We start from the raw sequence: 22,530 nt of genomic DNA, 5'->3' as shown, positions 1-22,530 counted from the left end.
GGAAAAACGCGTGCAAGAGTTAATCGAGTCGGTAGGACAACTTTCGGCTAAGCAAAGAAAGGCTCTGGCGGTTCTGCTCAAGCAGAAAGGCGTCAACCTCTTTGACATTGCCCCGGTTTTCAAGCGCACGGCCGAAGAGCCGTTGCTGCTGTCCTACGCTCAGCAGCGTCAGTGGTTTCTCTGGCAGTGGGCGCCGCACAGTGCGGCCTACAACATTCCGACGGCCCTGCGTTTGCAGGGCCCGCTGGATGTCAGCGCGCTGGAGCGCAGCGTCGAGGCGCTGATCGAACGACACGAAACCTTGCGCACGGTGTTCTCCCAGGAAACCGCGCAACCTTTGCAAGTGGTCCTGCCCGCAGGGCCCTTTGCACTGGAGATTCATCAACTGAACGCTGAGCTGGCCAACGACGCGGATGCCTCGATCCAGGCGTTCGTGCAGACCCAGAGCCAGAAAACTTTTGACCTGCAGCACGGCCCGCTCTTGCGCGCAGCGCTGCTGCAAGTCAGCCCCAATGACCATGTGCTGGTGCTGACCCTGCACCACATCGTCTCCGATGGCTGGTCGCTGCAAGTGATGATCGAGGAACTGGTGCAGCTCTACGCCGGTTTCAACCTCGATCACGACGCCGGTCTGCCGGCGCTGCCGATTCAATACGCCGACTACGCCTTGTGGCAGCGGCAGTGGATGGAGGCCGGTGAACAGGAGCGGCAACTGGCCTACTGGCAAGAGAAACTCGGTGGCGAACAACCGGTGCTGGAACTGCCGATGGATCGCCTGCGCACCATCGAGCAAAGCTTCGCTGGCGCCAGCCATAACCTGATTCTCGACCCGGCGCTGAGCAACGCGCTCAAAGCCTTCGCCCGGCAAGAAAACGTCACCCTGTTCGTGGTCTTGCTGGCCTCGTTCCAGGCCTTGTTGCATCGCTACAGCGGTCAGGCCGACATCCGCGTCGGCGTGCCAAATGCCAACCGTGGCCGGGTAGAGATCGAGCGGCTGATCGGCTTCTTCGTCAACACTCAGGTGCTCAAGGCCGACATCGATGGGCAGATGTCCTTTGTCGATCTGCTGCGTCAGGTCAAACAGACCGCGCAAGAAGCGCAGGCCCATCAGGACTTGCCGTTCGAGCAACTGGTCGAAGCACTGGAACCGGGCCGCAGCCTCAGTCACAGCCCGCTGTTCCAGGTGATGTTCAACCATCAGGCCGAGCGCCGCGCGAGTGTCGAAACCCGTTTGAATGGCCTGAGCATCGAACCGCTGGAATGGCAGAGCCAGACCGCGCAGTTCGACCTGACCCTCAACACCACCGAACAGGCGCATGGCATCGAAGCCGTGCTGAAGTACGCCACCGATCTGTTCGACGCCGCGACCATTGAGCGTCTGGCACAACACTGGAATGCGCTGTTGCAGGCCATCGTCGCCGCGCCGACCCAGCGCATTGGCCAGTTGCCGATGCTCGATGCCGGCCAGCAGCAACAATTGCTGGCGCAGTGGAATCCCGAGCGGATCAAGCAACCGCTCGAGCAGTGCATTCACCAAGCCATTGAAGCGCAGGCCGAGCGTCATCCCGACGCAATCGCCGTGACGTACGACGGGCAACGCCTGACGTACGCCGAACTCAATTGCCGCGCCAATCAGTGGGCGCATGTGTTGATCGCCCGTGGCGTCGGCCCGGACGTGCGCGTTGGCGTGGCGGTCGAGCGTTCGCTGGACATGATTGTCGCCATCCTTGCCGTGCTCAAGGCCGGTGGCGCTTATGTGCCGCTGGATCCGGGCTACCCGGATGATCGCTTGAGCTACATGATCGAAGACAGCGGGATCGAGCTGCTGCTGACCCAAGGCCATCTGCTTGCGCAACTGCCGGTACCGTCGGGGCTGGCGTGCCTCGATCTGCATCAAGCGCCAGAGCCGGGCAACGAAACCAACCCTCTGTGCCTGACCACGCCGGACAGCCTGGCGTACGTCATCTACACCTCCGGTTCCACCGGTAAACCGAAAGGCGCATTGCTGCCGCACGGCAACGTCATGCGGTTGTTCAGCGCCACCGAACACTGGTTCGATTTCGGCCCGCAGGACAGCTGGACGCTGTTCCATTCCTACGCTTTCGACTTCTCGGTCTGGGAGATTTTCGGCGCGCTGTTGTATGGCGGCAAACTGGTGGTGGTGCCCCATGACATCAGCCGTTCTCCGGAAGATTTCTACACGCTGCTGTGCGATGAAAACGTCACCGTGCTGAACCAGACGCCGTCGGCGTTCAAGCCATTGATGCAGGTCGCCAGCGAGTCGACGCGCAATAACTCTCTACGCTACGTGGTGTTCGGCGGCGAGGCGCTGGAAGTGCAGAGCCTTCGCCCGTGGTTCGAACGCTTCGGCGACCGTGCGCCGACGCTGATCAACATGTACGGCATCACTGAAACCACGGTGCACGTGACCTACCGGCCGTTGTCGATGGCCGATCTTGAACAAAGCCACAGCAGCCCGATTGGCGAGCCGATTGTCGACCTGTCGTGGTACTTGCTCGATGGCGCGCTGAACCTGGTGCCGCAAGGCTGCATCGGTGAGTTGTACATCGCCGGTGCCGGTCTGGCCCGGGGTTACCTGAATCAGGCCGGCATGACCGCCACGCGCTTCGTTCCCGACCCCTTCAATCCGCAGGCCGGCGAGCGTCTGTATCGCACCGGCGACCTGGCGCGGCTGCGCGGCGACGGGGTGATCGAATACATCGGGCGGATCGACCATCAGGTGAAGATTCGCGGCTTCCGTATCGAGCTCGGCGAAATCGAAGCGCAACTGCTCAAGCATGCCGATGTGCGCGAAGCCGTGGTGCTGGCGGTCGACGGTATCAGCGGCCAGCAACTGGCGACGTGGATTGTCGCGAACGAGGTGCTGGACGGCGAAGGGCAGGGCGCACTGCGCGATTCGATCAAGGCGCATTTGCGCGAGACCCTGCCGGACTACATGGTTCCGGTCAGTTGGGCGTTCCTTGAACGTCTGCCGCTGACCGCCAACGGCAAACTCGATCGCAAGCAACTGCCGCATCCGGACGTTGCCCAGGTGCAGGAGGTCTATGCCGCGCCGCGCAACGAACTGGAGCAGCGTCTGGCCGAGATCTGGCAGGAGGTGTTGAAGGTCGAGCGTGTCGGCCTCAACGACAACTTCTTCGAGCTGGGCGGCGACTCGATCATTTCGATTCAAGTGGTCAGCCGCGCGCGTCAGGCCGGCATTCGCTTCAGCCCCAAAGACATCTTTCAGCACCAGACCGTGCAGCGTCTGGCGACCGTCGCGCAACAGAGTGACGCGGTGCAGATGCAGCAGGGCGAAGTACTCGGCGACGCGCTGCTGACACCGATCCAGCATTACTTTTTCAACAGCGACATTCCGGCGCGGCATCACTGGAACCAGTCGATCCTGCTGACCCCGGCCACCGCGCTGCGCGCGGCGCCGCTGGAGCAGGCGCTGGTGCAGTTGCAGCGCCACCACGACGCCTTGCGCCTGCGCTACCGGCAAACCAACGATGGCTGGCAGCAGAGCCACGCGCCGGCGGATCAGGCGCGAGGTTTGCTGCGCACGGTCACGCTGGACGACAGCGCAGCATTGCCAGCGTTGTGCCTGGACTTGCAACGCAGCCTCGATCTGCTCGATGGCCCGCTGATTCGCGCAGCATTGGTCGACTTGCCGGACGCCAGTCAGCGTACGTTGCTGGTGATCCATCACCTGGTGGTCGATGGCGTGTCGTGGCGGATCCTCCTCGAAGATCTGCAAAGCGCTTATCAACAACTGAGTAGCGGTCAGCCTGTGCGTCTGCCGGCCAAGACCAGCGCGTTCAAGGATTGGGGCAAGCGTCTGCAGGCGCATGCCCGTAGCACTGAACTGGAAAGCGAACTGGATTACTGGCGCGGGCAACTGCGCGAGGTGTCCGTCGAGCTGCCGCTGGACAACCCGCAGGGCCAGTTGAGCAACCGTTTCGAGCGCAGCGTCGATACGCGTCTCGACGCCGAACGCACTCGCCAGTTGCTGCAACAGGCACCGGCGGTTTATCGCACCCAGGTCAACGACCTGCTGCTGACCGCGCTGGCCCGCGTGCTGTGCCAGTGGACGAACACCGACAGCGCCCTGGTGCAGCTTGAAGGTCACGGTCGCGAAGACCTGTTCGATGACGTCGACCTCAGCCGCACGGTAGGTTGGTTCACCAGCATGTTCCCGGTGCGCCTGACCCCGGACGCCAGTCTGGAAACCTCGATCAAAGGCATCAAGGAGCAACTGCGCGCGATCCCGAACAAAGGCATCGGTTATGGCTTGCTGCGTCATCTGGGCAGCGCCGAGTCGCAAGGGGTGTTGAACGAACTGGCGCAACCGAAGGTGACGTTCAACTACCTCGGCCAGTTCGACAACAACTTCGATGAACACGCCCTGTGGGTGCCGGCCACTGAAGACAAGGGCGCCGGTCAGGACGAAAACGCGCCGATGGCCAACTGGCTGACCATCGATGGCCGGGTTTATCAGGGGCAGTTGAGCCTGACCTGGACCTACAGCGGTGATGTCTTCGAAGAGGCGACCATCAACGCGTTGGCCCGCGCCTACGAAGTGGCGCTGGGCGAGTTGATCGACCATTGCCTGAGCCACCCGAGCGGTGGTTTGACACCATCGGATGTGCCGTTGGCCGGGTTGTCCCAGGCGCATCTGGACAGCTTGCCGATCGCCGCCCAGCGCATCGAGGACATCTATCCGCTGGCGCCGATGCAGCAAGGCATCCTGTTTCACAGCCTGTACGACGCCGATGCCAGCGCCTATGTCTATCAGATGCTGCTGGATATCGACGGCCTCGACGTGGCGCGTTTCCAGCAGGCCTGGCAGCGCGTGGTGGATCGCCATGAAGTGCTGCGTGCCGGGTTCATCTGGGGTCGCGATGGCCTCGATGCGCCGCTGCAAGTGATCAATCGCCAGTTGACCCTGGAAATGCCCGAAGTCGATGTGCGCGGTATGGCGGACTTGCCGGCCGTGCTCGAAGCGCGGGCGCAGGCTGATCGCGAACGCGGTTTCGATCTGCAGAATCCGCCGCTGCTGCGCCTGTGCCTGCTGCGCACGGCCGATGATCGCCATCGCCTGATTTTCACCTGCCACCACATCCTCATGGATGGCTGGAGCAACTCGCGGATGTTTGGCGAGGTGTTGCAGGATTACGCCGGTCAGCCGGTGCCAAGCGCGCAGGGCCGTTATCGCGACTTCCTCGTCTGGCTGCAAGGTCAGGACAAGGCGGGCGCGCAGGATTTCTGGCGCGGACAACTGGCCGCACTGGACGAACCGACCCGACTGGCTTCGGCGTGTCATGGGCGTACCGTGCCGGGGCCGGGCAAACAGATGTATCGCCTGCATTTCAACCAAGCCTTCACTCAGCGTCTGAACGGTTTCTCCCGCCAGCAGCAAGTGACCCTCAACAGTCTGGTGCAAGCCGCGTGGTTGCTGGTGTTGCAGCGCTACACCGGTCAGGCCACGGTGGCCTTTGGTGCGACCGTGTCCGGACGTCCGGTGGATCTGCCGGGCATCGAGCAGCAATTGGGCCTGTTCATCAACACCTTGCCGGTGATCGCCAGCCCGCAGGCCACGCTCAGCGTCGGCGACTGGGTGCGCAGCGTGCAGGACAAAAACCTGTTGCTGCGCGACTACGAGCAGACGCCGTTGCAGGACATCCAGCGTCTGGCCCAGCTGAGCGGCGAAGCGCTGTTCGACACCTTGCTGGTGTTTGAGAACTATCCGGTGTCCGAAGCGCTGGAGGCCAACCCGGGCGGTCTGCGTTTCGCTGGCCTGGAGCACCGCGAGCAAACCAACTACGGTCTGACCCTGATCGCCGGGGCCAGCGATGTCTTGAACCTGGATTTCAACTACCTCACCGAACACTTTGCCGAACGCAGCGTGCTAGGTCTGGCGGGGCATCTGGAAGAAGTGCTGCGTCAGTTCATTGAGGCGCCGCAGCGTCTGCTCGGTGAGATCGGCCTGTTGCCACTCGCCGAACGCCAGACCCTGGCGCAATGGAACGACCATCAGGCCGCGTATCCGGCTGAGCGGTTGATCCCGCAAAGTTTTGAACGTCGCGTCGCGGCGCATCCGCAGGCACTGGCGCTGAGTCATGCCGGCGTCGCCCTGAGCTATGCCGAGCTCAATCAACGCGCCAACCAGTTGGCTCATCATCTTGTCGCACTGGGTGTCGGCGCGGAAATCCGTGTAGGCGTGGCGATGCCGCGTTCGGCGGAGCTGGTCATTGCCCTGATGGCGGTGCTCAAGGCCGGTGGCACCTATGTGCCGCTGGACCCGGATTACCCGGCGGATCGCGTGGCCTACATGCTCGACGACAGTCAGGCGAAAGTATTGCTGACGCAGCAGTCGCTGCTGGCGCAACTGCCGCAGACCGATGCGCAGGTGGTGCTGGTCGAGGCGGGTGGTGCAGCATTTGCCGAGCAGCCTGCGGACAATCTTCCTGCGCGCGGGGATTCAGCCAATCTGGCCTACGTGATCTACACCTCCGGCTCTACCGGCAAGCCGAAAGGCGTGGCCATTGCCCATCGCAACGTGCAGGCGCTGATTCACTGGTCCGCCGAGGTCTACAGCGAAGACGATCTGCAAGGTGTACTGGCGTCGACGTCGGTGTGCTTCGACCTGTCGGTGTGGGAGATCTTCGTCACCCTCGCACGCGGCGGCTCGATCGTCATGGCGCGCAATGCCCTGGAACTGCCGGACTTGCCGGAGCGCGATCAGGTGGGCCTGATCAACACCGTGCCGTCGGCGATTGCCGCGCTGCAACGCACCGGGCAAATTCCGCCGGGCGTGCGCATCATCAACCTCGCCGGCGAGCCACTGAAGCAGAGCCTGGTCGACACGCTCTACCGCGAAACGGCGGTGGCGCACGTCTACGACCTGTACGGGCCGTCGGAAGACACCACCTATTCGACCTGCACCCGCCGCGAACTGGGTGGTCAGGCGAACATCGGCCGGCCGCTGGTCAACACCACGGCGTATATGCTCGACGGTCAATTGCAGCAAGCGCCGCTGGGCGTGGCGGCTGAGCTGTATCTGGCCGGCGACGGCATCACCCGTGGCTACCTGTTCCGCCCGGGCCTGACCGCCGAACGTTTCGTGCCCAATCCATTCTCGAGCAGCGGCGAACGCATGTACCGCACCGGCGACCTGACCCGCTTCAGCGATGACGGCCGGATCGAATACGTCGGCCGCATCGATCATCAGGTCAAGGTGCGCGGTTTCCGCATCGAACTGGGTGAAATCGAAGCGCGTCTGCTCGCTCAGGACAGCGTGCGCGAAGGCGTGGTGCTGGCGGTGGATGGCCACAGCGGTCAGCAACTGGTGGCGTATGTGGTGCCGAGTGACAGTAGCCTCAGCCTCGAACAATTGGACGATTTGAGTGAAACGCTGCAGGCCGCGCTGAAGGCGCATCTGCCGGAATACATGGTGCCGGCGCAGTGGCTGTTCCTCGAACAGTTGCCGCTGACCCCCAACGGCAAACTCGACCGCAAGGCCTTGCCGGCAGCGGACCTCAGCCAGTCGCAGCGCGAATACGTGGCGCCATCGACGCCGTTGGAGCAGCAACTGGCGGAGGTCTGGCAGGACATTCTGAAGATCGAACGGGTCGGCGTGACCGACAACTACTTTGCGCTGGGCGGCGACTCGATCATCTCGATCCAACTGGTCAGCCGTGCGCGCCAGCAGGGGATTCGCTTCACCCCCAAAGACCTGTTCCAGCAGCAGACCGTGCAGAAACTCGCCGCTGTGGTTGCGCTCGAGTCGTCGACCGACGAGGCGCCGTTGGATTATCCGCTGGCGCAACTCGATCAGGCGCAGCTCGATGCGTTGCCGGTGCCGGCCGACCAGATCGAGGATGTCTACCCGCTGTCGCCGATGCAGGAAGGCATGCTCTTCCACACGCTGTCGGATAACGGCAGCAGCCTTTACGTGCAACAGGTCAGCCTGCCGATCAATGGCCTGGACGTGGAGCGCTTCCGCCAGGCGTGGGAATTTGTCATCGCCCGTCAGGCGATTCTGCGCACCAGTTTCCATTGGCAGGACGGCCTGGCCAAACCGTTGCAGGTGGTGCATCGCCATGCGCCGTTGCAAATGCAGGTGCTCGATTGGCGTGATCGGGAGACGAGCGAGGAACTGATTGCCGAGTTCGCCAGCGCTGACCGTGCGCTCGGTTTCAATCTGGCCGAAGCGCGTTTGTTGCGGGTGACCCTGCTGCGCCTGAGCGACGATCAGTACCAGATGATCTGGACCAGCCACCACATCCTCATGGACGGCTGGAGCAGTTCGCGGCTGTTTGGTGAGGTGCTGCAGTATTACGCCAAGGGCGAAATCATCGGCGAGAACGGTCGTTACCGCGACTTTATCGCCTGGTTGCAGGCGCAGGATCAGGACGCCCAGGAGCTGTTCTGGAAGGCGCGGCTGGCGGCGGTCAACGAGCCGACGGCACTGAGCCAGGCGATGCACCCGCGCCACAGCGCCGATGTCGCCGGTCACGATGCGATCTATTCGAACTGGGATAAAGCGCAGACCGCGCGGCTGTTGCAGTTCTGCCGCGACCTGCGGATCACCCCCAACACGCTGATTCAGGGTGCATGGTTGCTGCTGTTGCAACGCTACACCGGGCAGCAGACGGTGACCTTTGGCGCCACGGTGTCGGGGCGTCCGGAAAGCCTGGCGAATGTCGGCAACATGCTCGGTCTGTTTATCAACACCTTGCCGATCATTCAGACCCCGCAAGCCGATCAGCGTCTGGCTGACTGGCTGGGCGAAGTGCAGGCCTACAACCTCGACATCCGTGATTATTCCCAGGCGCCGCTGGCGGATGTACAGCGCTGGTCCAGCCTCGGTGGGCAGGCGTTGTTCGACAGCATCGTGGTGTTCGAAAACTTCCCGATCGACGATCGCTTGCAGGAAGACAACGACACCGATCTGACCTTCGGCAAATCCATCGGCCATGGCGTGACCAACGTGCCGATGGACCTCGCGGTGATGCTCGGCGACGAGTTGTCGATCGAATACCTGTACCTGCGCAGCCACTTCAGCGCCGAGGCGGTTGTCGGTATTCGCCAGACCATGGAAAACACCCTCGCCGCGATGCTGGCGGCGCCATACGAGCGCCTCGGTAATTTGCAGCGCCTGAGCGGCGAGCAATGGCAAGCGGCGCAAGCCTGGAGTGCCGAGCCGACGCACACCCATCATGCCGCGCTGTTGCCGGAACTTATCAGCCGTCACGCGCAACAGCAGCCGCAGGCTATCGCCCTGCAATGCGCCGGGATGAACCTGACTTACGCCGAACTCGAGCAACGGGCCAACCGACTGGCGCACTGCCTGATCGAACACGGCGCCGGGCCGGAAGTGGTGATCGGCGTAGCCTTGCCGCGTTCGCTGGAAATGGTCGTGAGCTTCCTCGCCGTGCTCAAGAGCGGGGCGGCGTACGTGCCGCTGGACATCGATTATCCGCCGGAGCGTCTGGCCTACATGATCGAAGATTCCGGCATGGCGCTGTTGCTGACCCAGAGCAGTCTGCGCAGCACGTTGCCGGCGCGGCAAGGCCTGCTGCGTCTGGAAATCGATCACCTCGATGAAAGCCGTTATGCCGACCACGCCCCCGACTGTCGCGTGCAGGAACAGGGCTTGGCCTATCTGGTTTACACCTCGGGTTCCACCGGGCGACCGAAAGGCGTCGCGGTGACCCAAGGCCCGCTGAGCATGCACTGTCAGGCCATCGCCGAGCTGTACGAAATGGACGCCAGCAGTTGCGAGCTGCACTTCATGTCGTTCGCCTTCGACGGGGCCCATGAGCGCTGGTTGAGCACCTTGTACAGCGGCGGTCGTCTGGTGATTCGCGACGGTTGCCTGTGGACGCCGGAGCAGACCTATCAGGCGCTGCACGACTACGGCATCACCATTGCCTGCTTCCCGCCGGCCTATCTCAAGCAACTGGCCGAGTACGCGGCGGCCAGCGGCATTGCGCCGCCACCCGTGCGCATCTATTGCTTCGGCGGTGATGCGGTGCCGGATCAGACCTTCGAGCAGGTCAAGGCTGCGCTGCGTCCGCAGTACTTCACCAACGGCTACGGCCCGACCGAAACCGTGGTCACGCCGATGCTCTGGAAAGTCCCGGCCAGCCAGCATTGCGAAGCGGCGTACGCGCCGATCGGCCGTGCCGTGGGCGCGCGCTCCCTGTACGTGCTGGACGAAGACCTGAACCCGCTGCCGCCAGGCTTTGCCGGTGAGTTGTACATCGGTGGCTATGGCGTCGCCCGGGGTTATCACGGCCGTCCGGACCTGACCTGCGAGCGCTTCGTGCCCAATCCGTTCGCGGTGGGCGAGCGCCTGTATCGCAGCGGCGATCTGGTACGTTTGCGTGTCGACGGTGTGGTCGATTACGTCGGCCGTATCGACCATCAGGTCAAGGTGCGCGGCTTCCGCATCGAACTGGGTGAAGTCGAGGCCAGTCTGCGCCAGTTGCCGTCGGTCACCGATGCACTGGTGATCGCCCGCGACAATGCCTCCGGCAAGCAACTGATCGGTTATGTGGTCACCGCAAGCGGCGAGGACATCGGCGATGAACTCAAGGCGGGCCTGCGCGCCGCGTTGCCGGAATACATGGTGCCGGCGCAGATCGTTTGCCTCAGTGCTTTCCCGGTAACGCCAAACGGCAAGCTCGATCGCAAGGCGCTGCCGGAACCGGAATTCAAAACCGAAGAATACGTCGCCCCGCGCAACGAGCAGGAAAGCCTGCTCGCGGACATCTGGGCGCAGGTGCTGCAGGTCGAACAAGTGGGCATCAGCGACAATTTCTTCGAACTGGGCGGCGATTCGATTCTGAGTTTGCAAGTGATCTCCCGCGTCAGAAACCACCCGACGTTGCAGATGGATCTCAAGCTGCGCGACCTGATGCGTTATCAGACCATCGCCGGCATCGTCGAGCAGGAAGCGGCGAAGGAGGGCACGGCACAACCGCAGACGGACGTCACGCACGTGGCCGCCGAGGGCTTGTTCAATCTCTTGCCGATTCAGGAGTGGTTCTTTGCCGAAGGCATGGCCGAGGCGCATCACTACAACCAGTCATTGCTGTTGAGCGCGCGCCAGCCGCTGGACCTCGATGCGCTGGAGCAGGCACTGGGCTGGATCGCGCAACATCACGACTCGTTGCGCCTGCGTTTCTCCCACGAAGGCGGGCGCTGGATGCAGCGTTACTGCGACCTCAGTGAACAGGGCGAAGCGTTGCTCTGGCGCCGCGAGGCGGACAACAGCGAGCAGGTCGAAGCCTTGGCCAACCTTGCCCAGCGCAGCTTGAAACTCGACGACGGGCCGGTGTGGCGGGTGATGCACGTCGCCTTGCCGGATGGCCAGGCGCGCCTGCTGGTGGTGATTCACCACTTGGTGGTCGACACCGTGTCGTGGCGAATTCTGCTCGATGATTTGAAAGTGGCGTACGAGGCGTGCGTGCAGGGGCTCGAGCCGAAACTGCCGATTCGCACCAGCAGTTATCGATCATTCGCCGAGGCCTTGCAGGCGCAGGCGCCGGTGATTGCCGAGCAGGAACTGGGGTACTGGTTGGAGCAACTGGATCAGCCGGGCGTCGACCTGCCTTGCGACAACCTGCGCGGCAAAAACCTCGTGCGTCAGCAGGCGCAGGCGCGGCTCAAACTGTCCCGCGAGCATACTGAACAACTGCTCAAACAGGCTCCGGCGGTTTACGGCACGCAGATCAACGACCTGCTGTTGTCGGCGCTCAGCCGTGCCCTGTGCCGTTGGAGTCAACAACCGTCGGCGCTGATCCTGCTCGAAGGCCATGGTCGTGAAGACCTGTTCGAGGCCATCGACCTGAGCCGCAGCCTGGGCTGGTTCACCAGCATGTTCCCGGTGCGTTTGCGCCCGGACAGCGACGACATCGGTCAGTCGATCGTCAACGTGCAGGCGCAGTTGGCGGCAGTCCCGCAGAAAGGCATCGGCTATGGCGTGTTGCGGCATCTGGCTGGCGCTGAGGTGTCGAGGCAACTGGCCGAGTTGCCGCAAGCGCGAGTGACGTTCAACTACCTGGGGCAATTCGACCAGAGCTTCGACGAGCAGGCCCTGCTGGTGCCGGCGCTGGAAGAAACCGGTGACAACTACAGCCTTAAAGCCAATCTGGGCAACTGGCTGGAAATTGTCGGCCAGGTCTATGACGGTCAGTTGGCCTTGCGTTGCATCTACAGCAGCCAGCGTTATCGCGCCGGCACCATGGATGCCTTGATGAGCGATTACCAGCGTGAGCTGGAAGCGTTGGTCGAGCACTGCATGGCACGCGCGGGCTGATCGCCACGCGTTCAGTCATCTTCGGGGGCGCTGCCGCGGCGCGCCCCTTTTTTTGCCGATACAAGGATTTTAGCGATGTCGTTACACCCTGATCTGGAAGCCTTCCTCGACTTGGCCCAAGACAGCCAGGACGCCGGCCTGCCGGCCATGCACCAAATGACCCCGAGCGAAGCCCGCGCGACTTTCGAACAGACCACGGCGCAACTGCGCTGGCCGGCGCCTGAAGACCTGTTGGTCAGCGAAATCGACACGTCGGCACGTGATGGTGCGCCGCTGGCACTGCGTCTGTATCGACCCAATGCTGCGGTTTCGCCGATGCCGGTGCTGGTGTATTTCCATGGTGGTGGTTTTGTTGTCGGCAGCCTCGACTCTCACGACGGTGTGTGCCGCGAGTTTTGCCAGCGCACGCCGTGTGCGGTGTTGTCGGTCGGCTATCGACTGGCCCCGGAGCATCGTTTTCCAACGGCACTGGAGGATGGCGAAGACGCCTTGTCGTGGTTAGCGGAAAACGCCGTGAGTCTTGGGCTTGATACCTCGCGCGTGGCGTTTGGTGGCGATAGTGCCGGCGCGACGTTGGCCACGGTGCTGGCGATTCAGGCGGTGGTGCAACCGCATACTGTGGCCATCGCGCCGAAGGCACAGTTGTTGTGCTATCCGGTGACCGATGCTTCGCGCGTGCACGATTCGCGGTTGTTGTTCAGCGAGGGGTATTTGTTGGAGAGCGATACGCTTGACTGGTTTTATCAGCATTACGCTCGCAGTCCGGAAGATTATCTGGATTGGCGTTTTTCGCCGTTGTTGGCGGAGGATCTGCAGGGGGTGGCGCCGGCGATTGTGTTGTTGGCGGGTTTTGATCCGTTGCTTGATGAGGGGCAGGCTTACGCTGATAAGTTGCGGGGGCAGGGGGTGAGTGTCGAGGTTGAGCATTGTCCTGGGCTGACGCATGATCTGCTGCGGATGGCTTCGGTGATGCCTGATGTTTTGCGGGTGCATGAACGCCTGAGCCGGGCGTTGGCGCGGGTGTTGGTTTGATTTTGGGGGGGGGGGGGTGGTTTTTGGGTGAATATCCGTTGCTGCGGTAACGGCTCCTTGGGGTTCCGCCCTTACGGCGGGTCACTTTTTACAAACGCCTAAAAAGTAACCAAAAACGCTTGCTCCTACGTGCGGCCCGCTCGCTGGGGCTCGGGGTTCCTTCGCTGCGGGATCGATCCGGGCGCAGCGCCTACGGTTTGCTTCGCTGCACCTCCTCTCGCTGTGTTTGGCTGCGCCAAACGGTCGCTGCGCTCCCACGCCCGGATCAATCCCTCCACTCAGCCTTCCGATGTCGCCTTACAGATCAAGATCAAGAGCAGGCGAGCTGACACTCGGCCTATTGAGTGGTGAAGAGCGGGTGTTCGGCTTTGGATTTGAGGTGGATTTTCCCCTCACCCCAGCCCTCTCCCGAGGGAGAGGGAGCCGATTTTTGGGCTTGTCAAAATCTGAGTTCGACTCGGTATCGCATGTCGGCGAAGCTCTCCCAAACACCCTGGTCAGTCCCCTCTACATCCGGGAGTGGAGGGAGAGGGGCCGATTTGTGTGTTTTTCAAAACCTGAGTTCAGCGCGGTATCGCACGTCGGCGTAGCTCGCCCAATCACCTCAATCAGTCCTCTCTTTTTCTTGGAGGGAGAGGGGCTGATTTGTTTGCTTTTTAGAGCCTGAGTTCAACGCGGTATTGCACGTCGGCGTAGCTCTCCCAAACACCTCGGTCAGTCCCCTCTCCCTCCGGGAGAGGGCTAGGGTGAGGGGCTCTTGATCTAGCTTTTGATCTTGCTTTGGCTTTGGCTTTGGCTCTTGATCTTTTGCCCCATCGGCAGGCCGAGCGGAGGTGTTCATCCGGGGGTTAGGCGCGCAGCGCCGTGCGGCGAAGCCGCATACATCGAGAGGAGGTGCAGCGAAGCAAACCGTAGGCGATGCTCCCGGATGGACACCGTAGCGAGGGAACACTGAGCCTCAGCGAAGTGCCGTACGCCGGGGCAAAGCCTTTTGGGTTACCTTTTCGGCGTTTGGAAAAGGTGACTCGCTGTAAGAGCGAAACCGCCAGCGGCAACACCCGCAGCAACGGATATGCCCCCAAAACCCAAAGAGCATGGTCGGCCCGAAGGCCGCCAAGACCAACAGGCGAAAAAAAGCCCCACCAAAGCGGGGCTCTCTCACAACACACCCAATCAGAAGTCAGCCTTGACCGACATCACGAAGTTACGCGGATCACCATAGAAATTACCGAACCCTTCGGTACCAATGGTCGAGTAGTAACGCTTGTCAAACAGGTTATTCCCGTTAAGCGCCACCGACCAGGTGTCATCGATACGGTAGCCAATGCGACCGTTCCAGACCGCATAACCGGCGCCATCAATGTTGTCACCGCCCAAAGGCGAAGTCCGGTAGTTGCCCGTCTGCGCGTTGACACCCGCACCGATCGTCACGCGATCCAGCGGCCCGCTCAGGCTGTAGTCACCCCAGACACGCAGCAAATGGCGCGGCACGTAGGAGTTGTAGACCACGCCATCCTGCGTGGCGTCGGCATCTTCCAGCACCTTGGTCTGGGTGTAGGTGTAACCGGCGAGCAATTGCAGCCGATCAATCACCTCACCACTGACTTCAGCTTCGAAGCCCTGCGCGCGAACCTTGCCGGAGTTGATCGAGCAAGAACTGTCTTCGCAACGCGGGTCATCCTGGGCGGCATCTTTCTGAAGGGTGCGGAACAGGTTGAAGGAGCTGTTCAGACGACCGTCGAACCACTCACCCTTGATCCCCAGCTCGTAGCTCTGGCCAACCAATGGCTTGAGGGTGCTGCCATCGATGGTCTTGTAAGCGCCTTGCGGGGTGAAGATGTCGGTGTAGCTGGCGTAGGCGGTCAGGTTGTCGTTGAGGTCGAACAGCACACCGGCGAACGGCGTGACCTGGCCGGTTTCGGTGGACTTGGTGTCGACCTGGGTGCCTTCGCCACGGAAGTACTGCACCGAGTCGGTGTCGGACTTGTACCAACTGACACGGCTGCCCAGTACCAGGGTCAGCGGATCAGCCAGTTTCAGGCGGGCGATCGAGTAGGCGCCGTATTGCTTGATGTGCATGTCCACCGGGCCGCCACGGGAAGCGTTGGCCAGGTAGTAGCTTTCGTCCGGTTGCGGGATGTGGTGGTTGGGGTCGAGCACGTTCTGCCGTTGAGGCAGGGCGGCGACGGCGTAGAAGTCATCCTTGTGCGAACGGCTGGCATTGGCGCCGATGGTCAGTTCGTGTTGCTGGCCGAAGGCGTCGAATTTGCCGTCGACATAGGCATCGAAGCCGTAGTCGCGCTGGTCGTAGTCGTAAATACTGCCCAGCATCAGGGTATTGGTGGCGGTGGCACCGACCGGCACGGCGCCGCTCGGGAAGGCATATTCCATGTCCTGGGTGTTGCGCGAATACACCCCGGCGACTTTCAGCGACCAGTCGTCGTTGAACTGGTGTTTCAGGTCGGCGAAGTAGGTGGCGCGTTTGCTGCGCTGGTTGTTCCACGCGGTGTTCAGGCAGGTGGAGCGCTTGAGGTGCAGGTCGGAGCCGTCGGCGTAACGCGGCAGACCGCCCCAGCATGGCGTGGCGTCGACGTCTTCCCAGGCGAAACCCAGCCCCAGGGTGGTGTCGGGGCTGAGGTCGAAGTCCAGGGCGCCGTAGTAGATCTGGTCCTTGCGGCTGGCCACGTCATAGAAATATTGACGGGTCTGTTCGGTGACCACGGCGCGACCACGGATGGTGCCGGAATCGTTGAGCGGGCCGCCGGTATCGACCTGGCCACGATAGTTGTCCCAGGTGCCTGCCGACAACGACAGTTGTGTGTGCGCAGTGTCCTGGCCGCGTTTGCGCACGAAGTTGACGCCACCGGCGGTGCCGCCTGCGCCTTTCATCATGCCGGCTGCGCCACGCAGAACTTCCACGCGGTCATAAATGGCCATGTCGCTGTTGAAGCTGTCGGCCTGCACGTAGCTGCTACCGATATCCAGCGGCACGCCGTCGTACTGGTACTGGCCAGTCATACGGAAACCGCGGGAGTAGAAATACTTGCCGCCCATGGGCGAGTCATACACGGTAATGCCCGGGGTCTTCTCCATCACCTGTTCGATGGTGTTGAGGTTCTGGTCATCGAGCATCTTGCGGGTCATCACCGTGACCGACTGCGGGGTTTCCTTCAGCGAGTGCACGCCCTTGCCAATGGTCACGCCGCCGGTGGTGTAGGAGTTGCTGCCCTCAGTGGTGGCGCCCAGGCGGCTGGCGTTGACGTTGGTCGGGGCCAGTTCCATCGCGCTACCGGTGGCCGGGCCGAGCACGGTCACGGTGTTGCCGTCACGCTGGTAGCGAATGCCGGTACCGTTGAGCATCGCCTTGAGTGACTCATCATCCTGGTAGCGGCCGTTGAGCGCGCTGGAGCGCAGACCTTGCAGGCTTTCCGGGCTGTAGATGATTTGCAGACTGGTTTGCTGGCCGAGGGTTTGCAGCGCCTGCGCCAGTGGCTGCGACGGGATGTTCAGGGTCCATTCCTGGGCTTGGACATACGGGGCTGCCGTGAGTGTCAGTGCCAGACCAAGGCCGGTGCCGGCCAGTCGAGTGCGTGTCGCGCCGTGCATCAGCAGGGCTCGAGTCAGAGGGCGAAGCATGAAACGGGATGCGGACATGAGGTTAAGACCTTGGCAGGTATAGTTGTTAATGGTTCTTATTCATCTCATTAAGACGAGGAAGCCGCGGCAAACCGGAAAATTATTTTTCCGGCCAGACCGCGGCCTCGTCGATCAAGCGGTTTGCAGTTCGCTCTTGACCTTGCCGGCCTCCATGCGCACCAGTTGATCGGCGACGTCGAAGTAACGGTCATCGTGGGAAATGACGATGATGGTCTTGCCCAGACGTTTGAGGTCAGGCAGCAACTCGGTGTAGAAAATTCGCCGGAACGTCGGGTCCTGATCGGCCGCCCATTCATCGAATACCAGCACCGGCCGCTCTTCGAGCCAGGCATTGACCAGGGCCAGGCGCTTGCGCTGGCCGGTGGACAAATCGGTGGTGCTGAACGCGCCGTCGCGCACGCTGACCTTGTGCGCGATCTCCAGACGTTCGAGGTAGCGGGTCGCGTCCTGCGGGACTTCGCGGTCGCCCTGAATCAGATCGTCGAACAGGTAGTAGTCGGCAAAAATCGTGGTGAAATTCTGCCGGTAGTCATCGCGGTTGAGCGCGGTGATCGGCTGATCGTTGACGCGGATTTCGCCTTCGGTTGGCGCGTACAAGCCCAGCAGCAGTTTGATCAGTGTGGTTTTGCCGCAGCCGTTTTCACCAACGATAAAGACGATGTCGCCCTGTTCGATGCGCAGGTTGACCGGCCCCAGACGGAACGGTTCGCTGCCTTCCACGGGCGGGAAGGCGTAACGCACGTTGTGCAGTTCCAGGCTGTTGACCGCACCGGGTTTCTTGCCTTGGTCTTCCAGCAACAGATGCGGTTCGGGCGAGGAAAATTGCTCGCTCAGTTCGGCGATGCGGCGGAAGGCAATCTGCGCACGGCTGATGATCGGCAACGTGCTGACCAGATGCTCCAGCGGCCCCTTCATGTATAGCAGCACCAGGACGAAGCCGCTCATCACCGCTTTGTCGCCGCTGGGCCAGAAAGATTGCAGGGCCAGCGCCATGCCGATGACCACGAAGAACAGCATCGAACCGAAGGACTTGGCGATCACAAAAGTGTTGATGGATTTGATCTGGGTGTCGCAGATCTTCTCGGCGGTTTTCTGAATACCGGCGACAAACATGCGCTGGCGACGCGGACGGTGAATGCGCAGTTCCTTGGCGCCCTCGGCAATCGCGTTGTAGTGCTTTTGCAGTTCATCTTCGGAATCGCGTGCAGCGTAGAAACCGCGCATGCCCTTGGCCCGGGCAATCGCTTGAATGGTCGTGCCGATGGCAATGGCCACCAGCATCATCAGGAACATCGGCCAGGACAGCATGGCCAGATAGCCGAGGCAGCCGAGGGTGACGGTCATGGAAATTGCCAGCGGGGCGAAGGCGAAGGCGAAGTCGCTGATGGTGTCGACGTCGTGGGTCAGCACCGGGATCAACCGATGGCTGCGGTAGCGTTCGATCTGGTCGATCGGCGCCGACAGGACCTTCTCCCCCAGCTCTTTGCGCAATTTGGCGATGATGTGCTGGCCGACGTAGTTGGTGCCGATGTCGGACAAAATCGTCGTCAACAAGGCCAACGCACAGAGGCCAGCGAAGATCATTACCACGGTGCGGGTCAGGCCGTCGTCGGAGTGCAGGGCATTGTTGATGGTCGCCAGCAGCACGGTGACGCTCAGGCCGCCGATCATGCCGAGCACGATGGACACAGAGACGATCAGGCGGAAGGGCTTGAGCAAGGCGAACAATTCGTTGATCGCCCCACGCGTAGGCTTGGTCATGGAGGATTCCTGCTTCGGTGCGGAGGGAGTGCCGGTACTTAAGGAAAACGAATGGTCACGGACTTTCTTTAAACGACCGCAGGCGGGGCTGCGGTCGTGGCGGGCAGGATCAGAGGTCGCGCACTACGCGAAACCCGAGCCAGTCGCCTTTGCTGGTCGGCCAGCTGCTGTTGCGGTTGCCGGAGCGCGAGAACACCGGCGCCTCGCCCCAATCGTTGCCACGCATGACCTGACGCTCGCAGTTTTCCTGGGTCCATGGGCGACCGTCGTTGGGTACGCCGGAGTAGTCCTTGTGATAACAGTCGGCGGTCCATTCGTAGACGTTGCCGTGAACGTCGTAAACGCCGAAGGCATTGGCCGGGAACGTCCCGGCAGGGGAGGTGAAGTTGTAGCCGTCGGCGGCGCCGTAGGTGTTGGCGTGTCTGGAGATCTGGTAGTTGTTGCCTTCATCGAACGGGAAAGGGAAGGGCCCGGTGCTGCCGCCGCGTGCGGCGTACTCGCGGATCGATTCGCTTTGCAGGCGATACGCGTGGCCGGTCTTTTTCGATAACCAATCGATGTAGCCCTGGGCTTCGGCGACGTTCATGCACACGGCCGGGTCGCGGGCGGTCTGTTTGAATTGCGGTTTGCCGGCGGTGCAGCGGCGACCCGGGCGATCATCGAAGTCGTAAGGCTTGTTGCCGGTTTCGCGCACGTACGCGTCCCACTCGCCGACCAGCACCTGGAAGCGGCTGATGGCGAAGGGTTTGCTGAAGGTCACTGCGTGGCGCGGGCCTTCGTCCGGTTCGCGGCCGACTTCGTCGTCCGGGGTGCCCATGGTGAAGGTGCCGGTCGGCAGCACGACCATTTCCGGGCAGTCCTTGCAGTCCTTGAACACTTTGCCCGGCGCCGGCGCTGTCGCCGCTTGAGCTGCACCGGGCAGCAGGCCGGCGCACAGCGCGGTCAGGGCCAGCGCGGGCAAGGCCTTGAAGGTGAAACAGGCGTGAGGCTTTTTCATGAGTCGTCTCTGTGAAAGGAAAACGGGAGGCGAAGGTTCAGGCGCGCAATTTTTTGCCGAGGATGGCCATGAAGCGGTCCACTTCGGCTTCGTTGTTGAGCAGGCCGGGCGCGGTGCGAATCACCGGGCCGACATCACGGCTGACCGCATCGCAGATCACCCGGTTTTGCATCAGGTAGGCGGCGACTTCATCACTGTCCTGACCCTTGACCCGGAAGAACGTGAAACCGGCGGAAAACTGCGGATCGAGCGGGGTCACCAGTTCGATGTTCGCGTGTTCGCGCAGGCGCTGCTTCAGGTAGCCGTTGAGCTGATGAATGCGCGCCTGAACCTCGGCCTTGCCCAGTTGCAGGTGCAACTTGAACGCTTCGTCCACCGCCCAGCGATGCTCGAAAGCGTGGTAACCGCCCGGGGTCATGATCGTGGCGAAAGAGGTGGCTTCGGAGAACGTCGGCACGCTCGGGCTGACGTATTTCAGCTCTTCGCTGCGGCTGCACACGATGCCGGTGCCGCGCGGGCCGAACATCCACTTGTGGGTGCCGGCGATAAAGAAGTCGCAGTTCATCTGCGGGAAACTCAGGTCGTCGACACCGAAACCGTGCACGCCGTCGACCACGTAAATCAGCCGATCCTTGTCGTCGCGTTGACGGTTGTGTTCATCGACCAGCCGCGAGATAGCGCTGATCGGCAATTTCACACCGCTGCCCGAATGCACCCAGGTCATGCCGAGGACGCGGGTCTCAGGGCGAATGTTGCGGTTGATGGTGTCGAGCACCTGATCCAGGGAAATGCTTTGCGGGTTGTCGAACAGCCTGAGTTTACGCACCTGCGTGCCATCGCGGCGGCTGCGGAAATCGAGAATGTTGCGGGTGGAATAGTGCTCGTGCTCGGTGGTGAGGATTTCCTGATCCGCGCGCACTTGCACGCTGCCATAAATCATCGCCAGACCTTCGGTGGTGCTACCGGTGAGCGCGATCTGGCCGGGCTTGGCTTGCAGGTATTGGCCGGCCCAGACCCGCACGTTTTCCTGCAATTGTTCGTCGCTCCCCAAATCCCAGTCCATGGCCAGCCCCGGGTTCAGGTCAAGCGCGGCGCGATGGCGTTCGATGGCCTCGCGCACGGGTTTGGGGTGAGAGGTAATCAGGAAATTGGCGAAGTGGATCGCCTGTGGATCCTGATCGAACAACTGGCGCAATTGCGTCCATTTGTTCGCGGAGGCCACGGGGGCGGTCGTCGCCATGGCCGGTGCTGTCAGGCTGGCGCCAAGCGGCAGGGCGGCCGCGACCACGCCAGCCTGTTTCAGAAAAGTCCGGCGGTCTGTCATGGCTTGGCAGTGTCCTGACGGGAAATCAGTGCCGGTTTCGCGGATTTCTGCACCTGATCCCAGACGCGCATGAAGTTGCCGCCCCACAGCTTGGCGATGTCCGCTTCGGAGTAGCCGCGCTGTATCAATTCGGCGGTGACGTTGCGGATTTCGCCAACGTTTTCCCAACCCTTGATGCCGCCGCCGTCGTTGAAGTCGGACGAGATGCCAACATGGTCGATACCGATTTTGCGCACGGTGTAATCGATGGCGTCGCCGAGATCCTTGAGGGTGGCTTTCGGCTCTTCTTCAAGGATGCCGTAGAGGCCGCTGGCGTACTGGCCGAGTTTCTGTTCCGACCAGGCCGTGATGATCGGGTCGCCCGGCATCAGCGCCATGGCCAGGTTTGGCAGTGGCGGCAGATCGAAGCGTGCGCGCAGGGCATTGAGTTTGTCCTGCGTGCCCTGAGTCAGCGGTTTGAGGTACTGCGAGAAGCCGACCACCTGAACCACGCCGCCGCTGTTCTTGATCAGCTGCAATTCCTTGTCGCTGAGGTTGCGCGGAATATCCACCGCCGCACGCGGCGCCGAGTGCGAGGCCACCAGCGGTGTGCGGCTCAGCTGTGCAACCTGTTCCAGGCCTTTGGTCGACATCTGCGAAACGTCGATGATCACGCCCAGATCGTTCAAACGCTGCACTGCTTGCTTGCCGATATCGGAGAGACCGTCGAGGGCGTCCGGTGAGTCATTGAAGAACGGCAGCGGCCGCGAGGAGTCCGCCCAGCTGTTGTTGCCGATGTAGCTGAAGCCGAACATGCGCATGCCGCGTCCGGCCCACAGGTCCAGTTTGCTCAGGTCGTTGCCCAGCGGGTAAGCGTTGAGCATGCTGATGAAAATCGCAAACTTGCCTTCGCCATGCAGGCGGCGGAAATCATCCGGGGTGTAGGCGATGCCGACCTGATTGGGGAAGTCGCGGACCATGCCGGTGATGATCTTGTAACGGACTTCCTGTTGGTTGCGGGCTTCTTCGACAAAACCTTCGGTGGGGCGATGCGGAGCGTTCGGGCCGTTCCACATTTCCGGCCAGCCGAACACCGTCAGCGCAGCGCCCGACAAGCGCCCGCGATTGGCCTTGATCAGGTCGAACTGGCCGGAGCCGTCCTTGTCGGCTTCATTGCCGTGGGCGCCGAAACTCAGCGGTACGGTGATGTGGCTGTCGAAGGAGAGAATGCGATCCTGCAACTCGGTCGCCTGTTTCATCACTTTTACCGGGTAGCCAGGGTTGTCCCGAAACCAGTAATCCCAAGCCAGAAACCCTGCGCCGGCGCTGATCGCCAAGGCCAGCGGCAGGCCGATAAATAGAGCCTTTTTCGAACGCGGTTTTGTCATTGCCATCTCATTCAGGTTCGCCGTCGAGGTGCAGGCGCAGGGGCCTTTGCTATCTGGGAGG

General features: G+C 62.0%; 7 protein-coding genes. 2 read left to right on the top strand and 5 right to left on the bottom strand.

Annotated features, from left to right (window positions below; all coding sequences use genetic code 11):
• Positions 1-10: 10 nt before the first annotated feature.
• Together AC1DVF_RS05855 and AC1DVF_RS05850 are read left to right on the top strand one after the other, a co-directional pair.
• Positions 11-12,331, top strand: coding sequence for a non-ribosomal peptide synthase/polyketide synthase (locus AC1DVF_RS05855; RefSeq protein ID WP_477782212.1), 12,321 nt, complete (start codon positions 11-13; stop codon positions 12,329-12,331).
• Positions 12,332-12,406: 75 nt separating this feature from the next.
• Positions 12,407-13,363, top strand: a complete 957-nt coding sequence (locus tag AC1DVF_RS05850; RefSeq protein WP_414926874.1) for an alpha/beta hydrolase — start codon at positions 12,407-12,409, stop codon at positions 13,361-13,363.
• Positions 13,364-14,536: 1,173 nt separating this feature from the next.
• Here AC1DVF_RS05850 and AC1DVF_RS05845 read toward each other — a convergent pair.
• The 5 genes from AC1DVF_RS05845 to pvdM all read right to left on the bottom strand — a co-directional run bounded on the left by AC1DVF_RS05845 (position 14,537) and on the right by pvdM (position 22,469).
• Positions 14,537-17,017 carry a TonB-dependent siderophore receptor gene (locus tag AC1DVF_RS05845; RefSeq protein ID WP_477782211.1) on the bottom strand — a complete coding sequence of 827 codons (2,481 nt, stop codon included), beginning with the start codon at positions 17,015-17,017 and terminating at the stop codon, positions 14,537-14,539.
• A 114-nt stretch (positions 17,018-17,131) separates the two neighbouring features.
• Positions 17,132-18,781, bottom strand: coding sequence for a cyclic peptide export ABC transporter (locus tag AC1DVF_RS05840; protein WP_093431948.1), 1,650 nt, complete (start codon positions 18,779-18,781; stop codon positions 17,132-17,134).
• Positions 18,782-18,890: 109 nt separating this feature from the next.
• Positions 18,891-19,778, bottom strand: coding sequence for a dihydropyoverdine dehydrogenase (gene pvdO, locus AC1DVF_RS05835; RefSeq protein ID WP_460090310.1), 888 nt, complete (start codon positions 19,776-19,778; stop codon positions 18,891-18,893).
• Positions 19,779-19,815: 37 nt separating this feature from the next.
• Entirely contained in the window at positions 19,816-21,102 is a 1,287-nt protein-coding gene (gene pvdN, locus AC1DVF_RS05830; RefSeq protein WP_460090311.1) for a pyoverdine-tailoring periplasmic protein PvdN, read from the bottom strand.
• Positions 21,099-22,469, bottom strand: a complete 1,371-nt coding sequence (gene pvdM, locus AC1DVF_RS05825; RefSeq protein WP_093431958.1) for a pyoverdine-tailoring dipeptidase-like protein PvdM — start codon at positions 22,467-22,469, stop codon at positions 21,099-21,101. Before pvdM ends, pvdN begins: the two co-directional genes overlap by 4 nt.
• Between the last annotated feature and the right edge of the window lie 61 nt (positions 22,470-22,530).

Source organism: Pseudomonas sp. P4_D7 (assembly GCF_056401755.1).
Note: the sequence above shows the minus strand (reverse complement) of the source record. Positions and strands in the feature narration are given on the sequence as shown.